Here is a 16,809-nt window from a genome sequence, read left to right on the forward strand (position 1 = left end):
TAAAATTAGTTATATTTTTTTTCGCCGTACTTACCTACCGTATCAACCTTACCGTCTTTATTAATTTCAACAAGGTTATCGTTATATTTAGATGGGCATTTCATTAAAATTTTCGATGCGTAGAATTTGTCTTTATCCATTTTACCGATAAGCACTAATTTTTCAGATTTTTCGAAATCCTGCGGTTTGGTACCTGCGTAAATTACCTCTCTCACTTCTCCCTTTTCATCTTTCATGTGGAATGAAAAATGGTTAGCATCTTTTACGGCGTCGTAATAAGTACCCATCGATTTTACCCAATAACCCATAACATGCTCTTCTTTCTCAGAAAGGCTTGCCTGTTTAAAATTAGAGTAGGTGTCGGTATTTGCGTTTAAGCTAAATAAAATCCCTACGGAAATTGCGATGGTAATCAATCCAATGATTGCACTTTTCTTCATGGTTATACTTGTTGTAAAAGCTGGCAACAAAGATAGAAAAATCGGCTTAGCCAGCATTCTTTTACATTTTTCTTGTCTTTATATTGACAATTACCTGATTTTTGAAGGAGAAATATTTTTTCTGAAGCCCTATTTATAACCGATCTTAAGGAATATCTTAAATCGTTTAAAAATTTGGGCTGAAATTGTTAAGTTTGACCTGTCAGATAATCATTCCTTTTTTACATCCCACAGTAAAACATAAACCGGATTAACATGAAATTAAAGCAGTTTTATAAGCTTTTGTTATTTATAGTTTTAATACCTTTTTTAAGCTCTTGTTTTGAAGTAATTGAAGAAATTGCTATGAAAAACGATGGGACCGGCGATGTGGTACTCACCATAAACTTAAGCCAGAGCAAAACCAAAGTGGCTTCTGTAATGCTTTTGGATAGCGTACAAGGCTATAAAGTTCCCAGCAAACAAAAAATTCAACAGGAATTAAATGAAGCAGTGGCCTATTTAAGAAAATCGGAAGGAATTTCGAATGTAAAAAGCACGAGCGATTTTAACAATTACATTGCAACCATTAGTTTTTCTTTTAAAGATGTTTCAAATATCAATAACATCACCAAAAACATTCTTGCACAGCAAAAAATTAAGGCCACTAACACCTCCTCGTATAATTATAACAAGGCCACCAAAACCTTTAGCCGAAAATATCAGGCAATAGGTACCGCTAAAACAGAATTCAATAAATTAAAAGCAAAAGACAAGGCAGTTTTTAACGGCGCAACTTACACCAGCATCTATCGTTTCGAATCTCTTGTAACAAGTAGCACCAACCCGGCATCAAATGTATCGAAATCTAAAAAAGCTGTAATGTTAAAAAGTAGCATCATGGATTTAATTAACGGAAAAATTAACGTATCTAATTCTATACAATTATCTAAATAAATGAAGCTGAGTAATTCACGATAGTTTCATCTCCACTGAAAACAATTTATATCTAATGAAAAAAATTCTAATTGCAATCGCTCTTTTCTTATCGTTTAATCTGGCCAAGGCTCAGGATCTAGTTAAGAAAATACCTGCAAATGCCTTCACAGTTGCCACCATTAAGGGCGATAACGTATTTAAATTGATGTTTGTAAAAGATTTTAACGAATCTTTTGTGGGCAAGAAATTATTGACCGAAACTTCAAAATCACTTGATAAAAGTTTTACCAGCATAGAAGATTTCGGCATCAACCTAGAGAAAAACATGTATTACTTTAATCAGTTAAGCGATAGTATTACTTATAACTGTTTTCTTATTCCGATAAAAGATGCCAAAAAATTCGAAAATCTGATTGACAGCAAAGAGAAAAAGTTTACACAACAGGGCGATATCCGTACGATGGTTTTGCCTGATAGCACGAGCATTATTAAATGGAACAACAACATGCTGTATTTTGTAACCGGAAGCATAAAAGGATCTTTCTTTGCTGATTCTGTTAAATCTGCACGTTATGGGATTAAAGATATAAGGTTCCAAAGTGACGATGCAATAGTTGCGGATAGCGCGGCTGTGGCTGTAGACTCTGCTTATGCAACAACAGATGAGCCTATGGTAGAAGCAGTTGATGCCCCGGTTGTTGAAAAAGTAAAAGTTCGGAAAAAATCGACGGCTAAAAAGAATACTAAAAAAACTGTCGGAACGAAAAAAACCGGTAAAAAGAAAACGGCCAAAAAATCTAAAAAAGTTGCTAGAATAGATTCAGATTTTGAAGAAGCAAGAGAATTCGCAGTCGATACTGCCAGCGCCATGACTCCTGTTCATGGTATTGTTGATGAGCAATATGACACCTACCAGCAAGAGCGTTTGGAGCAAGATGCAAAGAAAAAGAGATTGGCTTTTACCTGGATGATCGCCCAGGCAGATCAGATTTTCACTGGCAGTTATGAGTCTATCGAAAACAATAAATCATACACGGCGAGTTTAGATAATAAAGCTATTGCAGAACTTTGGGTATCGAGCCTTCAAGATGTTTACAATTCGATTTCTCCTGAATTTGGTGCTTACGGTAAAGCAGGGTTAATGAAAGGTTATGGCAGTTTAAATGCGAAACTTTTTATGGACGACAAGAGTTTCCGCATCTCTACAGGCTTAGAATTAGCTCAGGAACAGGCAGATGCGTATAAAAAAATTATGAACAGAAAGTTAAACAAAAACTTTTTGAAATATGTAAACAGCGAAAAAGCGCTCGGTTTTATGAGCTATTCGATTGATACCAAAGCTTATCTGGAAGAATTCCCTAAATTAATGAAACAAACCTATGGTTCTTTATTGGGGGGCAAAATGGATGAAGAAATTGATCTTGGTACTGAGCTCTTCAGTCTTTTGCTAGATGAAGAAGCTGTAAGCAAGGTAATTAAAGGCGATGCGTTATTCGTAATTAATGGATTAAACACCAAAGACGTTACTTACACCACTTACGAATATGATGATGATTACAAACAAAAAGAAATTGTTAAAACCAAGAAAGAAACGTTGCCAGATTTCCTTTTCATGTTTTCTTCTGAAGATCACCGATTGATTAACAAACTGATTAAATATGGCGTAAACAAAAATTATGTATCTGTTGAGAACAACATTTATAAAGTATTGGAAAAGAAAAGCCCGATTGATATCTACTTTATGATTAAAGATGGTATTGTATTTTTCGGCAACTCGTTAACAGAAATGCAGGGCATTAGCAACAATCAATACAACAGCAATAAATTAAGTAAACTGCACAAACAACTATTGAGCAAAAACAATTTCAGCTTTCTGTTTAATGCCAAAAACCTGGTCGGCAAAGTACCAGATTCGGAAATTGGTGGTGAAGAAACCGCTAAGAAATTTAACAGCACTTTAGAGAAAATGGGCAATGTATACATGAAATCGAACCCGATTAAGGGCAGATTGGTTTCGGCAGACATTAGTGCTGAAATTCCGAACGGACATGAAAATGCATTGAAATATCTGTTTTCTTTAATTGAAAATGCAGCGAAGTAGTTTAGTTGGCGATTATCAGTTGGCAACTTACAGTTAACCATACGCTATGAAGAAATTTTTAAAAATAACAGCAGCAATAGTTTTATTGCTGCTTATTTGTTATTTCGGCTTTTTCAAATACAGACAGATCCGGGCCAATAATGTATCCATCCCTATTTCTACCAATGCTTTACTTAAAATAAATGTAGATGAACTTTACAAAACCATTGCGGTTAGTTATATAAAACACCCAAATCAGTATTCGGGATCAGATAAAAAAGGGATTAAGGAAAAGGTAGACGATTTAAACACCGGATTGAAAATCCCGGCAAACATCTACCTATATAGTTTAAAAGGAAAAGCAAAAACTACTTTTTTTTCGAGTTTCGAAATAGCAGATACGCTTGTATTTAACCATTTTATTCAAAAAAAATCTTCTTTGCCGCTGATTAAAAAAGATAGTAATTTCTTTCAATCCAAAGATTCGACTTTGTTTATTCTATTTAACAAAACAACTGTCGCTTTTGCCTATACGCCACAAAAAGAACAGGTAAAAACTACGCTGGTAGAAATACTGAACCGTAAAAATATGATTAAAGTTGGCGAGAGCCGATTTAAACAACTTGTAAACCTTTCTGATCATATTTCGTTTCAAAATACCGGGAACTTCAGCAAAATTAATTTTACTGATGGAAAAATTAGTTTCAGCAATGAGGTCATAAACCAAATGATCGTGCCTGCGGCTAAACCACAGCACCGGGTTCTAAACCCAGAAAGCACAGTAAGTATGTGGCTAAACGGAAAATTTAAATCCGATTTAATTAAAAAAAATCAGACCGTGAGCCCTTCTCTCCTTTCAAAAGATAGCTTTTTCAGGTTTTACAAAGATTATGTGGATTTTGAATGGACAAACACCATTACACAGGTAGATACTGTTGTAGGTTATGAATATAATGATGATTTTGAAAGGGTTGAAAAAAAAGTACTTCAGGACCGGAAGATTCCTTCTATTTCCATGAATCTGGCTGCCAATGACCAAGAAGTAAGTGATTATCTTAAATCACTAGGTGCATTGGATCAACCTACCGGGAAGATCAGCAGTTCGATGATTCCATTGTACCAGGTTTACTTTAAAGGCAATAGTGGTAGTATTCAATTAAGCACAGTGCAAAGCGCTAAACCCGATTTAAAAAGGATATCATCTGACGATTTCTTTTATTTTAAAGTAGATTTTAAAAAGCTGATTAAACAAACACCAATACCCTTAATTGCAGATAAACTGGGTACTTTTAGTCAATTAGAGATCAAAGCAAAAAGCACAGGAAAAGACAAAATCAAACTTGAATCGGAACTTTTATTTTTAAACAAGGATGCCAACGCCCTCATCCAGCTTTTAAAAGTGTTTAAAAATGGTTTCAACAGGTCAATTAATTTTAATTTTTCTGTTGATATTCCGGTAACCAAGTAGAGTATTTTCCGCAGATTCAAGGTGATTTACGCAGATTAACTGTCCATTGTACCTAAACCTGATGGGACGGATGCCGGTCCTTCATCGGCAGGAGGTACAGCAGGGCCAAGCCAGTCCAATGAAATATAACGCTTCATTACTAAAACTAAAAACTATATTCATTATTTGGAGCGCACCGCCTGTACAAAACAAAAAGTTTCTTCCCGTTTTACGCTTTTACGCTTCGCTGCCTCGTACCTCGTTGCTGCAGGGTAACGCTGCAACCGGGGCTAAGCAGGCAAGATAGTGTTTCATTTTTAGGGTTGCAGGGTGCACAGACCCTTGTATCTAAACCTGATGGGACGGATGCCAATTCCTTCAATTGGCAGGAGGTACAGCAGGGGCTAAACCATCCCCATGAAACACAAACCTCTCATTTCCAAAACAATTTTCGTTAAAAATGGTGACCCTTTTGCCTGATACATCACCAAGCATGGATTCGGACTTGCTATCGTAGTAAGATTGCTTCGTACCTCGCAATGACGGCCTGGGTGCAAAAAAAGCCCTGCAGTTTTAAATCCTGCAAGGCTTCATAATAAGATTGCTACATCCCGATAAAGGATCGGATGTAGCAATGACGATTAGTTGATTATGGCCAAACGCCTAAATTCATATAAGAAACCGCAATTTTATCGATTGAATTTACAAAAGCAGCTGTTCTCAATGTTTGAGTTGCCGGTTTGTTCATTAATGTTTCGCGGATTTCGTGGTAAGAATGGATCATGGTGTCTTCTAAACCAGAGTTTACCAATTCCATTTCAGATGCTCCTTTAACAATCATTAAACGATGCTCAGGAAGGATCGTTTTACCGGTTAGGTTTTCTAAAGTATTGATCAGATTGGCATTTGAGTTAGCTGCATACCGGTTCTCCATACGACCGAAAGCCACGTGAGAAAGGTTTTTCAACCACTCGAAATAAGAAACCGTAACACCGCCCGCATTGCAATACATATCAGGAATGATGATACCACCCATTTCGGTAAAAATTGTTTCAGCTTCTGGCGTTGTCGGACCATTGGCACCTTCGGCAATAATTTTTGCCTTGATATTACGGATATTAAGCTCGGTGAACTGGTTTTCTAAAGCTGCAGGAACAATGATATCGCAATCTTGCTCTAAACCTTCCATCGAATTTTTAAAGTCTTTAGCACCAGGGAAACCTAAAATTGAACCAGTATTTTTACGGTGTGCAAAAACCTCATCCACATTTAGTCCGTTTGCATTGTAGATAGCACCTTCAAATTCACATAAACCTACAATAGTAGCACCAAATTCTGCCAAGAATTTAGCCGAGTGGTAGCCCACATTACCCAAACCTTGAACGATTACTCTTTTATCGCCTAAACCAGCTTTAAAGCCTATTTTAGCCATATCTTCTGCCACCTCTACACATTCACGTACGGCATAAGCAACACCACGTCCTGTAGCTTCTTTACGGCCACGGATTCCATGTAAAGCAATTGGTTTACCAGTTACACAGCCTAAAGCGTCTAACTGACCAGGATTCATAGTCATATAGGTATCGGCTATCCAGCTCATTTCGCGTTCGCCAGATCCATAATCAGGAGCAGGAACATCGATACCAGGGCCAATAAAATTTTTCTTAATTAATTCTGTAGTATAACGGCGGGTGATGGTTTCTAACTCAGCAACACTGTATTGTTTAGTGTTAATTTTAATACCCCCTTTTGCGCCACCAAATGGAACGTTAACAATAGCGCACTTGTAAGTCATTAAGGCCGCAAGCGCCATAACCTCATCTTCGTTTACCATTTCACTGTAACGGATACCACCCTTGGTAGGGCTCATGTGGTGAGAGTGTTCTACACGCCAAGCATCGATTACTTCAAAACCGTTTCCGCGGCGGATTGGGAATTGGAAACGATACACACTATTACATGTTTTAATCTGGTTCAATAAACCTTCTGGATGATTGGTGAATTGAGCCGCACTGTCAAAGTTCTTACAAACATCTGCAAAGAACTTGTTCTCGTCTGCTAGATTAGCCATTATTTATTTTTTATATTGAATAAGTTTTCGATGCAAAATTGCCTAAAAAAACTGCACATATCCAAATGCAAAAAGACTTAGTGTAAAGCAAACACCATTCTGTTTTAGCCTAAAAACAGCTTTCATGCCCGTTGGAGAAAACTGTCGAAAAACTATACCCAAACACGTTTAAATGCAGATATCTTAGACAACTTACATCATAACAACGACTATTTTTATAGGTTTTCTACAGGCTATTTCGATCTAAAAAAAATTATAAAAAAAATATTCAAAACAGTCTTTTGTTGCGACACTGAACAAATAGAAGCTAAAAAACAGATCAATATTACGAATATTGCAAATGCCTATAAAAACAGGACATAAAAAAAGTGACCAATTGTGTTGATCACCTTCTTAAGCTAATCTAAATCGTCCCGTTGATTTAATTTATAACTAACCAAACTTGATCAATAAATAATCAAGAAACAATACTGTTATGTAGGTATTTTATGTTGCTACTGCGCTGTATTTTTAATTAGGGTCTTTAAAATCAGTAAAAACCTCTTTTACAACTAGATAAATACAAAAAAATAATGAATTTAGTCTTAAGATACAGCCATTTACCAACCATTAAAGCCAAATATGGTTTTAACGAGAATCGTATTTACGCTATTATTTATCAGTTTGGTTTTCTTTTTCGATTTTCTTTAATCTTTTATCGATGGAGAACAGGTAGGCCAACAAACCTACAAGAATAATTACGATACATATTACCACAACATATATCTTTCCATTGCTGCGAAGGCTATCAGCCATTTCTACGCCATTATCCTGCGCAAATAATTGCATAGCGGCCATCATTAATATCAGGGAGAAAAATATCTTCTTCATTTTAGTTATGTTGTTGTTTATTTTCTATATTACGTATTCTGAAACGGATGGTATAAACCCAGTAACCGATTAATATCCAGCCCAAACATGCAGGATAAAATACCATGCGCATGCGGCTATCTAAATCGTAACTGTTAAAACCTGGGTTACCGCCATTGCCTGGGTGTAATGAATCTTTTAAACGGGGTAACACAAAAAGTAATACCACCATCATTGGAAAGGCGAAAATATTGTAAATGGCCGAAATCTTGGCTCTTTTCTGTTCTTCGTCTATCGCATTGCGCAGAATGAGGTAGGCAAAATAGAGCAAAATTGAAATGGCAGCAAAATTCTGTTTAGGATCGAAACTCCAAAACTGCCCCCAAGTATATTTAGCCCAGATAGCACCTGTTACCAAACCTAAAACGCCAAAAACTATCCCAGCGTTTACACTTTCTACAGCTTTAATATCATCGATTTCGCTTTTGCTGCTTAATGACTTTACACTGTAAAAAACAGAGATCGAAAAGAGCACAATCATGGCAAACCACATCGGAACATGGAAATACAGATTACGGATTGTTTCGTTCAAAATAGCTAGATGCGGCACCCCAAGTAATAAACCTGCTATTGCAGTATAAATTACCAAAACCGAACCTAAAATTTTCCACCAAGTTTTATTCATACCTATATAATTATTGAGTTTTGAATGATTGAATTAGTGAATGTTATTCTCTATTCAATCATTCTCTCATTCAATCATTTTTTAATCCCTCCAAAGGTAAGGAAATAACAATAAAGACGTTGCCACCATCAGTACATTCACCACCAGTAGCATCGCTATTTCATCGTAACTATTCTCCCACGGCAAGCCGTCAACGGCATTTTTGGCCAGTTTAATTAACAAGATCAACACCGGAATAATGATTGGGAAGCTTAAAATAGCCATCAACATTCCTCCATTCCCCGCTTTGCTTGCGATTGCCGAAACCATTGTAAATACAGTAGAAAAACTTAAACTCCCTAGTACCACAGCGATGTAATACATCACTAAATCGGGCGGGGTAAAAGAATCGAAAACCAATGTATAAAAACCTAAAGCAATTGTAGTAAGCACCAACATGAGGAGTGTATTGTAAACCGTTTTAGAGATTAAAACCGCAGCTGGACTTGCCAAAATATAACTATACAACTGTTGGCCTTTAGTTTCTTGCAAAAAACTTTTCGATACGCCATTAATTGAAGCAAAAAGCATGATGATCCAAAACAAGGCATTCCATGTTAATTTATCGCCCAAGCTAACAAAAGAGAGGTAACAAGTAAAAATGGTAGAAACCACATAGAGCAACACACCGTTAATGGTATATTTGGAGCGCCACTCTAACAATACTTCCTTGTGAATTAAATATTTAACCTCTTTGGCCAATTGCATAACCACAAAGATACTTTTATTGATAAATATTGCACGCTTAAATTGTTGTATTGTTGTAATTTTGTTTAAAGTTTAGGTGGCAGAAAAAAGTTTTGAACCACAGATGAAGAGGATAAACACAGATGGCATTTTTTCGTAACAGCACAAATGTTCTAAAAATCTAAATTAAGCGCGGAACACAAAAAAATGTCCACAACAATCTGTGTTCATCCGTGAGAATCTGTGGTTAAAGTAATTATGATATGAACTACGCATCAGTTATAGCATCGCCTGTTGGCACAATAACCATCTTAGCTGATGACGAATTTGTACATGTAATTACTTTTGCTGAAAAGGATATTACAGGATTATCAGAAAACGCACTTACGGCAAAGGTAGCCAAGCAGTTAAATGATTATTTTAAAGGCGATTTAAAGACTTTCGATTTCCCGTTGAAGCAAAAAGGGACTGAATTTCAACAGGAGGTCTGGCAGAATTTACTGACTATACCTTTTGGCGAAACCACTTCATATGCCAAATTTTCTGCACACAATCCATTAGCTATACGCGCTATTGCTGCAGCAAATGGAAAAAACAATATTGCCGTTGTAGTACCATGTCATAGGGTAATTGGCAGTAATGGTAAACTTGTAGGCTATGCAGGTGGTTTATGGCGTAAACAATGGCTGCTACAACACGAACGTGAAGTTGCCCAAAAAGGACAAACTGAATTAAAATTTTAAAACCATACTTTTATTTTGCAGATGAATACAGAGCAAGCCGAAACAACTAAAAATTATATAAAAGCCGTCCGTTTAATTAATATTGAAGATAACAAATGTGCTTTTGAAACGGGTAAAATCCCTATCCGTCAGCATATTAATGCCAGTTATTTTTTCGCCCAAACCGATGTATCAACTTTAGAGAAGATCCCTCATCCTGCGCCAAGGCGTCAATACGTAGTTACGCTTAAGGGTAAACTTCGGTTTACAGTAAGCAATGGCGAAACTTTTATTATCGAGCCGGGCATTATACTCATTGCCAATGATACGGCCGGAGAAGGGCACACATGGGAGGTTATAGAAGGTAATGAATGGGAAAGAATCTATATTCCCCTGGAAGATGATATCAACGATTATTTTATCGCAGATACTCAATTTTAAATTCTGCTCCTAAAAATCTTCCTACATTTAAAATAATTTATATTTTTGGAAGATACCAAACGCTCAATGAACTACAATCCTGGCTTACATATTTTATCAGAGTTCTCGTCTGAAAAAACTGAACAACTTTCCTCCTTTCACGATTGTAAAGCACTTTTTAACTGCTTAATTGAGACAAATGGGCTGGAAAAGGTTGGCGAAGTTTATCACGATTTTCCTAATGGGGGTTTTACGGCCATAATCTGTTTGACAGAATCTCACCTGTCTATCCATACATGGCCTGAATTTAAACTGGCAACTTTTGATATTTTTTTATCAAACTATCAAAAAGACAATACCCAAAAGGTTAAAGATATTTATGAAGCTGTACTCCATTTTTTTGAAGGTATAGAAATACAGAAAACTGAAGTGGTTCGCTAATGGAAGTTCCCGCAAAATCATTTTTCAAACTGTCAGAAACCATTGCCTGCTCAATATGTAAGCACAATATTGTACTATACGAGGCAGCAAAGAGCAAATACACCGTTTGCCCTTCATGTTATTCCTATTTGCACATTATTAGCATCACCGAATGCAGGTTGAGTAAGAAATTAGATCAACCAGAAAAAGTTCTTGTACTAAAACTGGGCTCAACGGCAAATATTCATGGTACTGAATTCAAGGTAATTGCCTATCTCGAAAAAAAAGAAGCCAATACCAGCTATGCCTGGCGCGAATATATCTTAACCAGCCCCGATAAAGGTTATGTTACCTTATCCGAATTCGATGGGCATTGGAATTTTATCGCAGGCGAAGATTTTCTTCCTGATTATAAAGCGCCTATATCTTACGGATTAAGCATTGGTTATAAAGATGTTGAATACAAACTTTTTAACAGGTATACACCAATAGTTACAGCCATGCTTGGTGAAGTAGATTGGGATGTAGTTAACGAAAGGATTAAAGCTACCGAATACATCGCACCACCTTTTATGGTTGTAAAGGAGGTTAGTAAAGCAAACAACCAAACCAATTATTATATTGGTGAATACCTCGATGCTGAAGTAATTGCCGATGCATTCAATATTGATAAAAACGACTTACCTAAGCAGATTGGGATTGGTGCAAACCAACCGTCAAAGGCTTTCGATAGGTGGACAGCCTCATTAAAGATAACAGGCGCAGCCATTATCTTAGTGCTGCTTTTCCATTTACTGTTCAATGCAATAAAACCTGAAAAGGAGCTAATAAACGATGATTTTTTAATCGTTTATGATACTAAAGGTGGTCCTGATTCTTTCAGGTCATTTATTACGCCGTCTTTTACGCTTGATGATGAATCATCAAATATTGAATTTGAAATTGCCTCGGCAGTTGATAATAACTGGCTGGAAACCACAATTGTACTGGTTAACGAAAGCGATAACAAAACCTGGGAAGTAAGTAAGGGGATCGAATATTATCATGGTACTGAAGATGGCGAAAGCTGGTCGGAAGGTTCTACAAAAGAATCGGTTGTACTATCAGAAATACCTAAAGGAAAATACCATTTAAATGTGTATCCATCATCAGGAGATGTATTTAGGAATAACCTTTACATAAAAGCGGTGAGTAATGTAACCATGTGGGGCAATACGATAACCACTATATTATTACTCTGCATTTTTCCGGCCATCTGCTGGCTTTTAATGCGCGATTATGAAAAAAGAAGATGGAATAACAGCGATTTTTCACCTTTTGTAAATGGAGAATAAATGAATCTGAAACCGATAAAATATTACCTTATTATACTGCTGGCCCTTATAGGTTTTTATGGCTACAGTGGTTTAAAAGGGCGCGCTTACTTCCCAGATAAAGTAGAAAAAAACACAGAATTTAATGGCAATAAAAGTCATTCCGGTCATGTAAATAGATTTTACCATAAATAAAAACATTATGAGTTTAAATGAATTAATTAACATCAAGTACATTATTGCATCATTGGTTTATTCCGTATTGGGCATAATGGTTCTCTTTATAGCTTTTTGGATTATTGAAAAAATGACCCCCGAAAACCTTTGGAAAGAAATACTGGAAAAGCAAAACCTGGCATTAGCAATCGTTTTTGCGGCTTTTATTATTGCAATGGCAATTATTATTAGTTCAGCCATTCATAGTTAGCATGAACAAAAAGCTCCCGGCACTTTTATTAATTTCTGTTTTTGTTGTTGCCACCTGCGGTCTCATTTACGAGCTGATTGCGGGTACACTTGCCAGCTATTTACTTGGCGATTCAGTTACCCAGTTCTCTACAATAATTGGCGTTTACCTTTTTTCTATGGGTATAGGCTCCTGGATCTCTAAGTATTTCGAAAAGAATATCCTCTCGTGGTTTATTCAGATCGAAATTTTAGTCGGCTTAGTTGGGGGTTTTAGTTCAACCGTTTTGTTCCTTGTTTTTGAAAGTATTGCTTCATTCAGGATTGTATTATATGGTTTTGTAAGCCTAACAGGTATTCTTGTGGGTTTAGAAATTCCATTGCTGATGCGCATCCTTAAAGACCGCTATGAATTTAAAGATCTGGTTTCGAAGGTTTTTACATTCGACTACATCGGAGCGCTACTGGCCTCACTAATTTTTCCGCTCTTGCTTATCCCCCATTTAGGACTGGTAAAAACAGCTTATATGTTTGGGATGCTGAACGTTGCTGTGGCTTTAATTGTGTGTTTAAGTTTCAAAAAAGAAATCAGGGCTTCCAAATATCTGCAGAGTGCCTCTATGGTAAGCATTATTTTATTGCTCGCAGGTTTCGTTTACGCAGATAAAATCACCAGTTTCTCCGAAAGTCAGACCTATAGCGATACCATTATTTATTCAAAAAGCACACCTTATCAACGAATCATACTGACTAAAAAGAATAAGGTTTTACGGCTTTTTTTAAACGGAAACCTACAGTTTAGCTCTGATGATGAGTATCGATACCATGAAGCACTGGTACATCCTGGCTTGCAGGCATTGCCTTTTGCTAAACATGTGCTCGTAATGGGCGGTGGAGATGGGCTTGCTGTTAGGGAGATTCTAAAATATCCGAATGTAGATTCGGTAACACTGGTAGATTTAGATAAAGGAATGACAAGTCTTTTTCAATCGAACAAGATCCTTTTAGCTTTAAACAAAAACGCACTCTTATCGCCAAAGGTAAAAGTAATTAATGCCGATGCTTTTAGCTGGATCAAAGTGCAGCATAAAAAATTCGATTTCATAGTTATCGATTTTCCGGACCCCTCAAATTATGCCGTTGGTAAACTGTATACTAATGCTTTTTACAACCTGGTTAAGGGCATACTTGCTCCAAAAGGTTTAATGGTTGTCCAATCGACTTCACCTTATGTTGCACCAAAATCTTTTTGGACGGTTAACAAAACCCTCGAAAGCGTGGGTTTAAAAACCATTCCATATCACAATTATGTACCTTCTTTTGGCGAGTGGGGTTACATTATGGCAACCGATCCGGACAATATTTACAAAAAACCTCAGCAATATTTACCTGGCTTAAGATTCGTTTCGAAAGAAAGTTTAGATCTCATGCTCTTTTTCCCAAAAGATATGGCCAAGGTAGAAACTGATGTAAATAAGTTAAACAACCAGATTTTGGTGAAATATTTCGAAGATGAGTGGGCAAACGTTTTATAAAGATGATTTATCGGCATATTTAAAACGGCGTTCTTTTCTCTTGAGAATTGGATTGATAACAGGTGGCATTTTTTTGAACAGCTGTTATAAAAAAATCAGATCAACCAAATACAACATCAAAGGGACTTTACAGGGTCCAAATGCAAAAGCTGGTCATATTTTGCGCGATAAAATAAAATTACCGGCCCCAAGTAACACCAGAAAAATCAAAACACTGATTATCGGCAGCGGAATTTCAGGTTTATCGGCTGGCAGATGGTTAAAAAAGAATGGTGAGACGGATTTTGAAATTCTGGAATTGGAAAATCATACTGGTGGAAATTCTTATTTCGGCACCAATAAGGTATCCGCATATCCATTAGGTGCACATTATATTACCATTGCAAACAATGATGATAACCTACTTATCGATTTTTTGCAGGAAATTAATGTAATTACCCATTTCGAAAAAGAACTCCCCTATTACAACGATTATTTCCTCACTTTTGATCCCGAGGAAAGATTATTGATCAATGGTGGATGGCAGGAAGGTCTGGTACCCGATTTTGGCGTCCCCGCAACCGATAAAGAACAGATTAAGCGCTTTTTACAAGAGGTAGATCAGTTAAAAAACACCAAAGGAAACGACGGAAAATTTCTGTTCAATATTCCGCTAAGCTCTTCGTCAAGCGATCCTAGCTACAGAAAACTGGATAAAATTTCTTTCCATTCATACCTCGAAGAAAAAGGCTACGATTCTAAATATCTATTGTGGTATTTAAACTATGCCTGCAAAGATGATTACGGGCAAAAAATAGATAAAATATCGGCCTGGGCCGGTTTACACTATTTCGCTTCGCGCAGAGGAAAAGCAGCAAATGCTGAACAGAATGCCATACTAACCTGGCCAGAAGGCAACGGCTGGATCATGAAGGAGCTTGCTAAGCAGCTAAAAGATCATATCAAAACATCAACCCTATGTTATGGTTTAAAATTGATGGCAAATGGCGATATAACGGCTTCCATATTCAATACGCATACCAACGCCACTGAGGAAATAATAGCCGAAAAAATAATCTTATGCAGCCCACAATTTGTAAACAACCGCTTACTCAAGAACTTTAACCGGAATATTGATTATAGAGCTTTTAACTATTCGCCATGGCTGATCGCTAATATTACCATCAACGAACTACCAGAATCGAAGGGGATAAATCTATGTTGGGACAATGTGGCCTATAATACGCCATCTGTTGGTTATGTAAATTCGGCGCAGCAACATTTAAAGCTCTCGGAGGATAAAAAAGTAATTACTTATTACCTGCCGCTGTGCGATTTTGAACCCGCAATTGCACGGCTGGCAGCATATGTCAGGAGTTACGAACAATGGCTTGATATTGTTGTTCCTGAATTGGAGATGATACATCCGGGAATTACAGATGCTATTGAAAATATCGATTTCTGGGTTTGGGGGCACGGAATGATCGCACCTACCACAAATTTTGTTTGGAGTGAAAATTTGAAAAAAGCGAAAGCTCCTATCAATAATAAGATTTTTTTTGCCCATAGTGACCTGAGTGGGGTTTCTATTTTTGAGGAGGCTTTTCACCAGGGTATTAACGCAGCAAAACAGGTTCTAAATGTTGTCTCATAAACAAATCCAGCCCTGGCTTAATACTGCATGGAGTGATGTTATTTTCATTATATCGCCTGCATTTTTTTCTTTATCGCTGGTTTTGCTTTTCCCAGATCAGTTTCAAAACTCATCAGGTATTCCATTGGCTTATTGGGTATTTTTAATTGTTTTTATAGATGTTGCGCATGTTTACAGCACGCTATACCGAACCTATTTTAGTCCAGGTAATTTCAAAAGGCAGTATACATTGCTCATCTCTATTCCATTGGCCTGTTATATTACAGGTGTTATGCTTTACCGGTTCGACGGTTTATGGTTTTGGAGAATATTGGCTTATTTGGCCGTTTACCATTTTATCAGACAGCAATATGGCTTTATGCGTCTGTATTCCCGTAACGAAAATTCAACTAAACTGTTAACTACCATTGATAAAATTGCCATTTATGCCGCAACTTTATATCCTTTGCTTTTTTGGCATTTAAGCAGCGGCCGAAATTTCAATTGGTTTGTAGAAGGAGATTTTTTCACTTTTAAGAATGATATGCTATTGAGATACTCCGGCATGGTGTATATCTTAATCATAACCATTTATATGGCTAAGGAAATTTTATTGATCATTAGCAAAAAATGGATTAACATTCCGCGCAACTTAATCGTAATAGGAACGTTTTTATCCTGGTATTTCGGCATCGTTTATTTTAATGGCGATATGGCCTTTACTACCTTAAATGTAATTTCGCATGGTATTCCATATATGGCGCTTATCTGGTTTTTTGAGAAGAAAAAAATCGGAGATAAAATCGTTAAGAATAAAATCATGGATCTGTGTTTTGGAAAATTCGGGATATTTTATTTCTTATTGATTTTGGTATTATTTGCCTATCTGGAAGAAGGCCTCTGGGATGGTTTGGTATGGAAAGAACATCAATCGGTTTTCAAACCTTTTTCAAGCTTGCCACAGGTTACCAATAGCGAACTATTATCGCTGCTAGTTCCACTTTTAGCCTTGCCACAGGCTACGCATTATGTACTTGATGGCTTTATCTGGAGAGCAAAAAACAAATTCTAAAGCATCTGTCCGTTTATCAGTTTCGTGGAATAAAGGTTGACTACTGGATTACCGAATTGGCAGACGATTATTCTTGTACTGTGGTAGGTAATCC

16 protein-coding genes are annotated in these 16,809 nt (G+C 36.7%); 11 read left to right on the forward strand and 5 right to left on the reverse strand.

The window, feature by feature from the left end; translation table 11 throughout:
* Positions 1-5: 5 nt before the first annotated feature.
* Positions 6-440 (reverse strand): cytochrome c maturation protein CcmE, encoded by a 435-nt coding sequence (locus LQ201_RS02835; RefSeq protein WP_230143640.1) that lies wholly within the window; start codon positions 438-440, stop codon positions 6-8.
* 255 nt (positions 441-695) lie between these two features.
* Here LQ201_RS02835 and LQ201_RS02840 point away from each other — a divergent pair, with 255 nt between their 5' ends.
* Genes LQ201_RS02840 through LQ201_RS02850 form a run of 3 tightly spaced genes read left to right on the forward strand, consistent with a single transcriptional unit; the run spans position 696 to position 4,906 of the window.
* Positions 696-1,376 carry a hypothetical protein gene (locus LQ201_RS02840; protein ID WP_230143638.1) on the forward strand — a complete coding sequence of 227 codons (681 nt, stop codon included), beginning with the start codon at positions 696-698 and terminating at the stop codon, positions 1,374-1,376.
* Between the two features lie 55 nt (positions 1,377-1,431).
* Positions 1,432-3,459 (forward strand): hypothetical protein, encoded by a 2,028-nt coding sequence (locus tag LQ201_RS02845; RefSeq protein WP_230143637.1) that lies wholly within the window; start codon positions 1,432-1,434, stop codon positions 3,457-3,459.
* A gap of 46 nt (positions 3,460-3,505) precedes the next feature.
* Positions 3,506-4,906 (forward strand): hypothetical protein, encoded by a 1,401-nt coding sequence (locus LQ201_RS02850; RefSeq protein ID WP_230143635.1) that lies wholly within the window; start codon positions 3,506-3,508, stop codon positions 4,904-4,906.
* Positions 4,907-5,534: 628 nt separating this feature from the next.
* Here LQ201_RS02850 and LQ201_RS02855 read toward each other — a convergent pair.
* From LQ201_RS02855 to LQ201_RS02870, 4 genes are all read right to left on the reverse strand, one after another.
* Complete coding sequence (locus LQ201_RS02855) at positions 5,535-6,956, reverse strand: Glu/Leu/Phe/Val dehydrogenase (RefSeq protein WP_029275363.1); 1,422 nt, start codon at positions 6,954-6,956, stop codon at positions 5,535-5,537.
* 651 nt (positions 6,957-7,607) lie between these two features.
* Complete coding sequence (locus LQ201_RS02860; protein ID WP_215125768.1) at positions 7,608-7,826, reverse strand: CcmD family protein; 219 nt, start codon at positions 7,824-7,826, stop codon at positions 7,608-7,610.
* Between the two features lies 1 nt (position 7,827).
* The gene (gene ccsA, locus LQ201_RS02865) at positions 7,828-8,490 is read right to left on the reverse strand and encodes a cytochrome c biogenesis protein CcsA (RefSeq protein WP_230143634.1); all 663 of its coding nucleotides are present in this window, start codon (positions 8,488-8,490) and stop codon (positions 7,828-7,830) included.
* An 81-nt stretch (positions 8,491-8,571) separates the two neighbouring features.
* Positions 8,572-9,237: a heme exporter protein CcmB gene (locus LQ201_RS02870; RefSeq protein WP_215125769.1), complete on the reverse strand. Its 666-nt coding sequence runs from the start codon at positions 9,235-9,237 to the stop codon at positions 8,572-8,574.
* A gap of 242 nt (positions 9,238-9,479) precedes the next feature.
* Between LQ201_RS02870 and LQ201_RS02875 the strand changes: the two genes are divergently transcribed.
* The 8 genes from LQ201_RS02875 to LQ201_RS02910 all read left to right on the forward strand — a co-directional run bounded on the left by LQ201_RS02875 (position 9,480) and on the right by LQ201_RS02910 (position 16,715).
* On the forward strand, positions 9,480-9,959 hold the full coding sequence (locus LQ201_RS02875) for a methylated-DNA--[protein]-cysteine S-methyltransferase (protein ID WP_230143632.1): 480 nt from the start codon (positions 9,480-9,482) through the stop codon (positions 9,957-9,959).
* 21 nt (positions 9,960-9,980) lie between these two features.
* Positions 9,981-10,379, forward strand: a complete 399-nt coding sequence (locus tag LQ201_RS02880) for a hypothetical protein (protein WP_230143631.1) — start codon at positions 9,981-9,983, stop codon at positions 10,377-10,379.
* Positions 10,380-10,424: 45 nt separating this feature from the next.
* The gene (locus LQ201_RS02885; protein ID WP_230146595.1) at positions 10,425-10,799 is read left to right on the forward strand and encodes an S-adenosylmethionine decarboxylase family protein; all 375 of its coding nucleotides are present in this window, start codon (positions 10,425-10,427) and stop codon (positions 10,797-10,799) included.
* Positions 10,799-12,112: a DUF4178 domain-containing protein gene (locus tag LQ201_RS02890; protein ID WP_230143629.1), complete on the forward strand. Its 1,314-nt coding sequence runs from the start codon at positions 10,799-10,801 to the stop codon at positions 12,110-12,112. The genes LQ201_RS02885 and LQ201_RS02890 overlap by 1 nt, the downstream gene beginning before the upstream one ends.
* Positions 12,113-12,293: 181 nt before the next feature.
* Positions 12,294-12,518: a DUF350 domain-containing protein gene (locus LQ201_RS02895; RefSeq protein WP_230143628.1), complete on the forward strand. Its 225-nt coding sequence runs from the start codon at positions 12,294-12,296 to the stop codon at positions 12,516-12,518.
* 1 nt (position 12,519) lies between these two features.
* Complete coding sequence (locus tag LQ201_RS02900) at positions 12,520-14,031, forward strand: polyamine aminopropyltransferase (RefSeq protein ID WP_230143627.1); 1,512 nt, start codon at positions 12,520-12,522, stop codon at positions 14,029-14,031.
* On the forward strand, positions 14,009-15,664 hold the full coding sequence (locus LQ201_RS02905) for an NAD(P)/FAD-dependent oxidoreductase (protein ID WP_230143625.1): 1,656 nt from the start codon (positions 14,009-14,011) through the stop codon (positions 15,662-15,664). Before LQ201_RS02900 ends, LQ201_RS02905 begins: the two co-directional genes overlap by 23 nt.
* A complete protein-coding gene (locus tag LQ201_RS02910; protein WP_230143623.1) occupies positions 15,651-16,715 on the forward strand; it encodes a hypothetical protein in 1,065 nt (354 codons plus the stop codon). Before LQ201_RS02905 ends, LQ201_RS02910 begins: the two co-directional genes overlap by 14 nt.
* The last annotated feature ends 94 nt before the right edge of the window (positions 16,716-16,809 follow it).

Source organism: Pedobacter sp. Bi126 (genome assembly GCF_918698245.1).
Classification (GTDB): Bacteria; Bacteroidota; Bacteroidia; order Sphingobacteriales; family Sphingobacteriaceae; genus Pedobacter.

Excerpts from the sequence above, each read along its gene's own strand:
- LQ201_RS02855 (WP_029275363.1), bottom strand. The coding sequence starts at position 6,956 with ATGGCTAATCTAGCAGACGAGAACAAGTTCTTTGCAGATGTTTGTAAG.
- LQ201_RS02900 (WP_230143627.1), top strand. The coding sequence starts at position 12,520 with ATGAACAAAAAGCTCCCGGCACTTTTATTAATTTCTGTTTTTGTTGTT.
- LQ201_RS02860 (WP_215125768.1), bottom strand. The coding sequence starts at position 7,826 with ATGAAGAAGATATTTTTCTCCCTGATATTAATGATGGCCGCTATGCAA.
- LQ201_RS02895 (WP_230143628.1), top strand. The coding sequence starts at position 12,294 with ATGAGTTTAAATGAATTAATTAACATCAAGTACATTATTGCATCATTG.
- LQ201_RS02880 (WP_230143631.1), top strand. The coding sequence starts at position 9,981 with ATGAATACAGAGCAAGCCGAAACAACTAAAAATTATATAAAAGCCGTC.
- LQ201_RS02840 (WP_230143638.1), top strand. The coding sequence starts at position 696 with ATGAAATTAAAGCAGTTTTATAAGCTTTTGTTATTTATAGTTTTAATA.
- LQ201_RS02875 (WP_230143632.1), top strand. The coding sequence starts at position 9,480 with ATGAACTACGCATCAGTTATAGCATCGCCTGTTGGCACAATAACCATC.
- LQ201_RS02910 (WP_230143623.1), top strand. The coding sequence starts at position 15,651 with ATGTTGTCTCATAAACAAATCCAGCCCTGGCTTAATACTGCATGGAGT.
- LQ201_RS02850 (WP_230143635.1), top strand. The coding sequence starts at position 3,506 with ATGAAGAAATTTTTAAAAATAACAGCAGCAATAGTTTTATTGCTGCTT.
- LQ201_RS02890 (WP_230143629.1), top strand. The coding sequence starts at position 10,799 with ATGGAAGTTCCCGCAAAATCATTTTTCAAACTGTCAGAAACCATTGCC.
- ccsA (WP_230143634.1), bottom strand. The coding sequence starts at position 8,490 with ATGAATAAAACTTGGTGGAAAATTTTAGGTTCGGTTTTGGTAATTTAT.
- LQ201_RS02870 (WP_215125769.1), bottom strand. The coding sequence starts at position 9,237 with ATGCAATTGGCCAAAGAGGTTAAATATTTAATTCACAAGGAAGTATTG.
- LQ201_RS02845 (WP_230143637.1), top strand. The coding sequence starts at position 1,432 with ATGAAAAAAATTCTAATTGCAATCGCTCTTTTCTTATCGTTTAATCTG.
- LQ201_RS02905 (WP_230143625.1), top strand. The coding sequence starts at position 14,009 with ATGAGTGGGCAAACGTTTTATAAAGATGATTTATCGGCATATTTAAAA.
- LQ201_RS02835 (WP_230143640.1), bottom strand. The coding sequence starts at position 440 with ATGAAGAAAAGTGCAATCATTGGATTGATTACCATCGCAATTTCCGTA.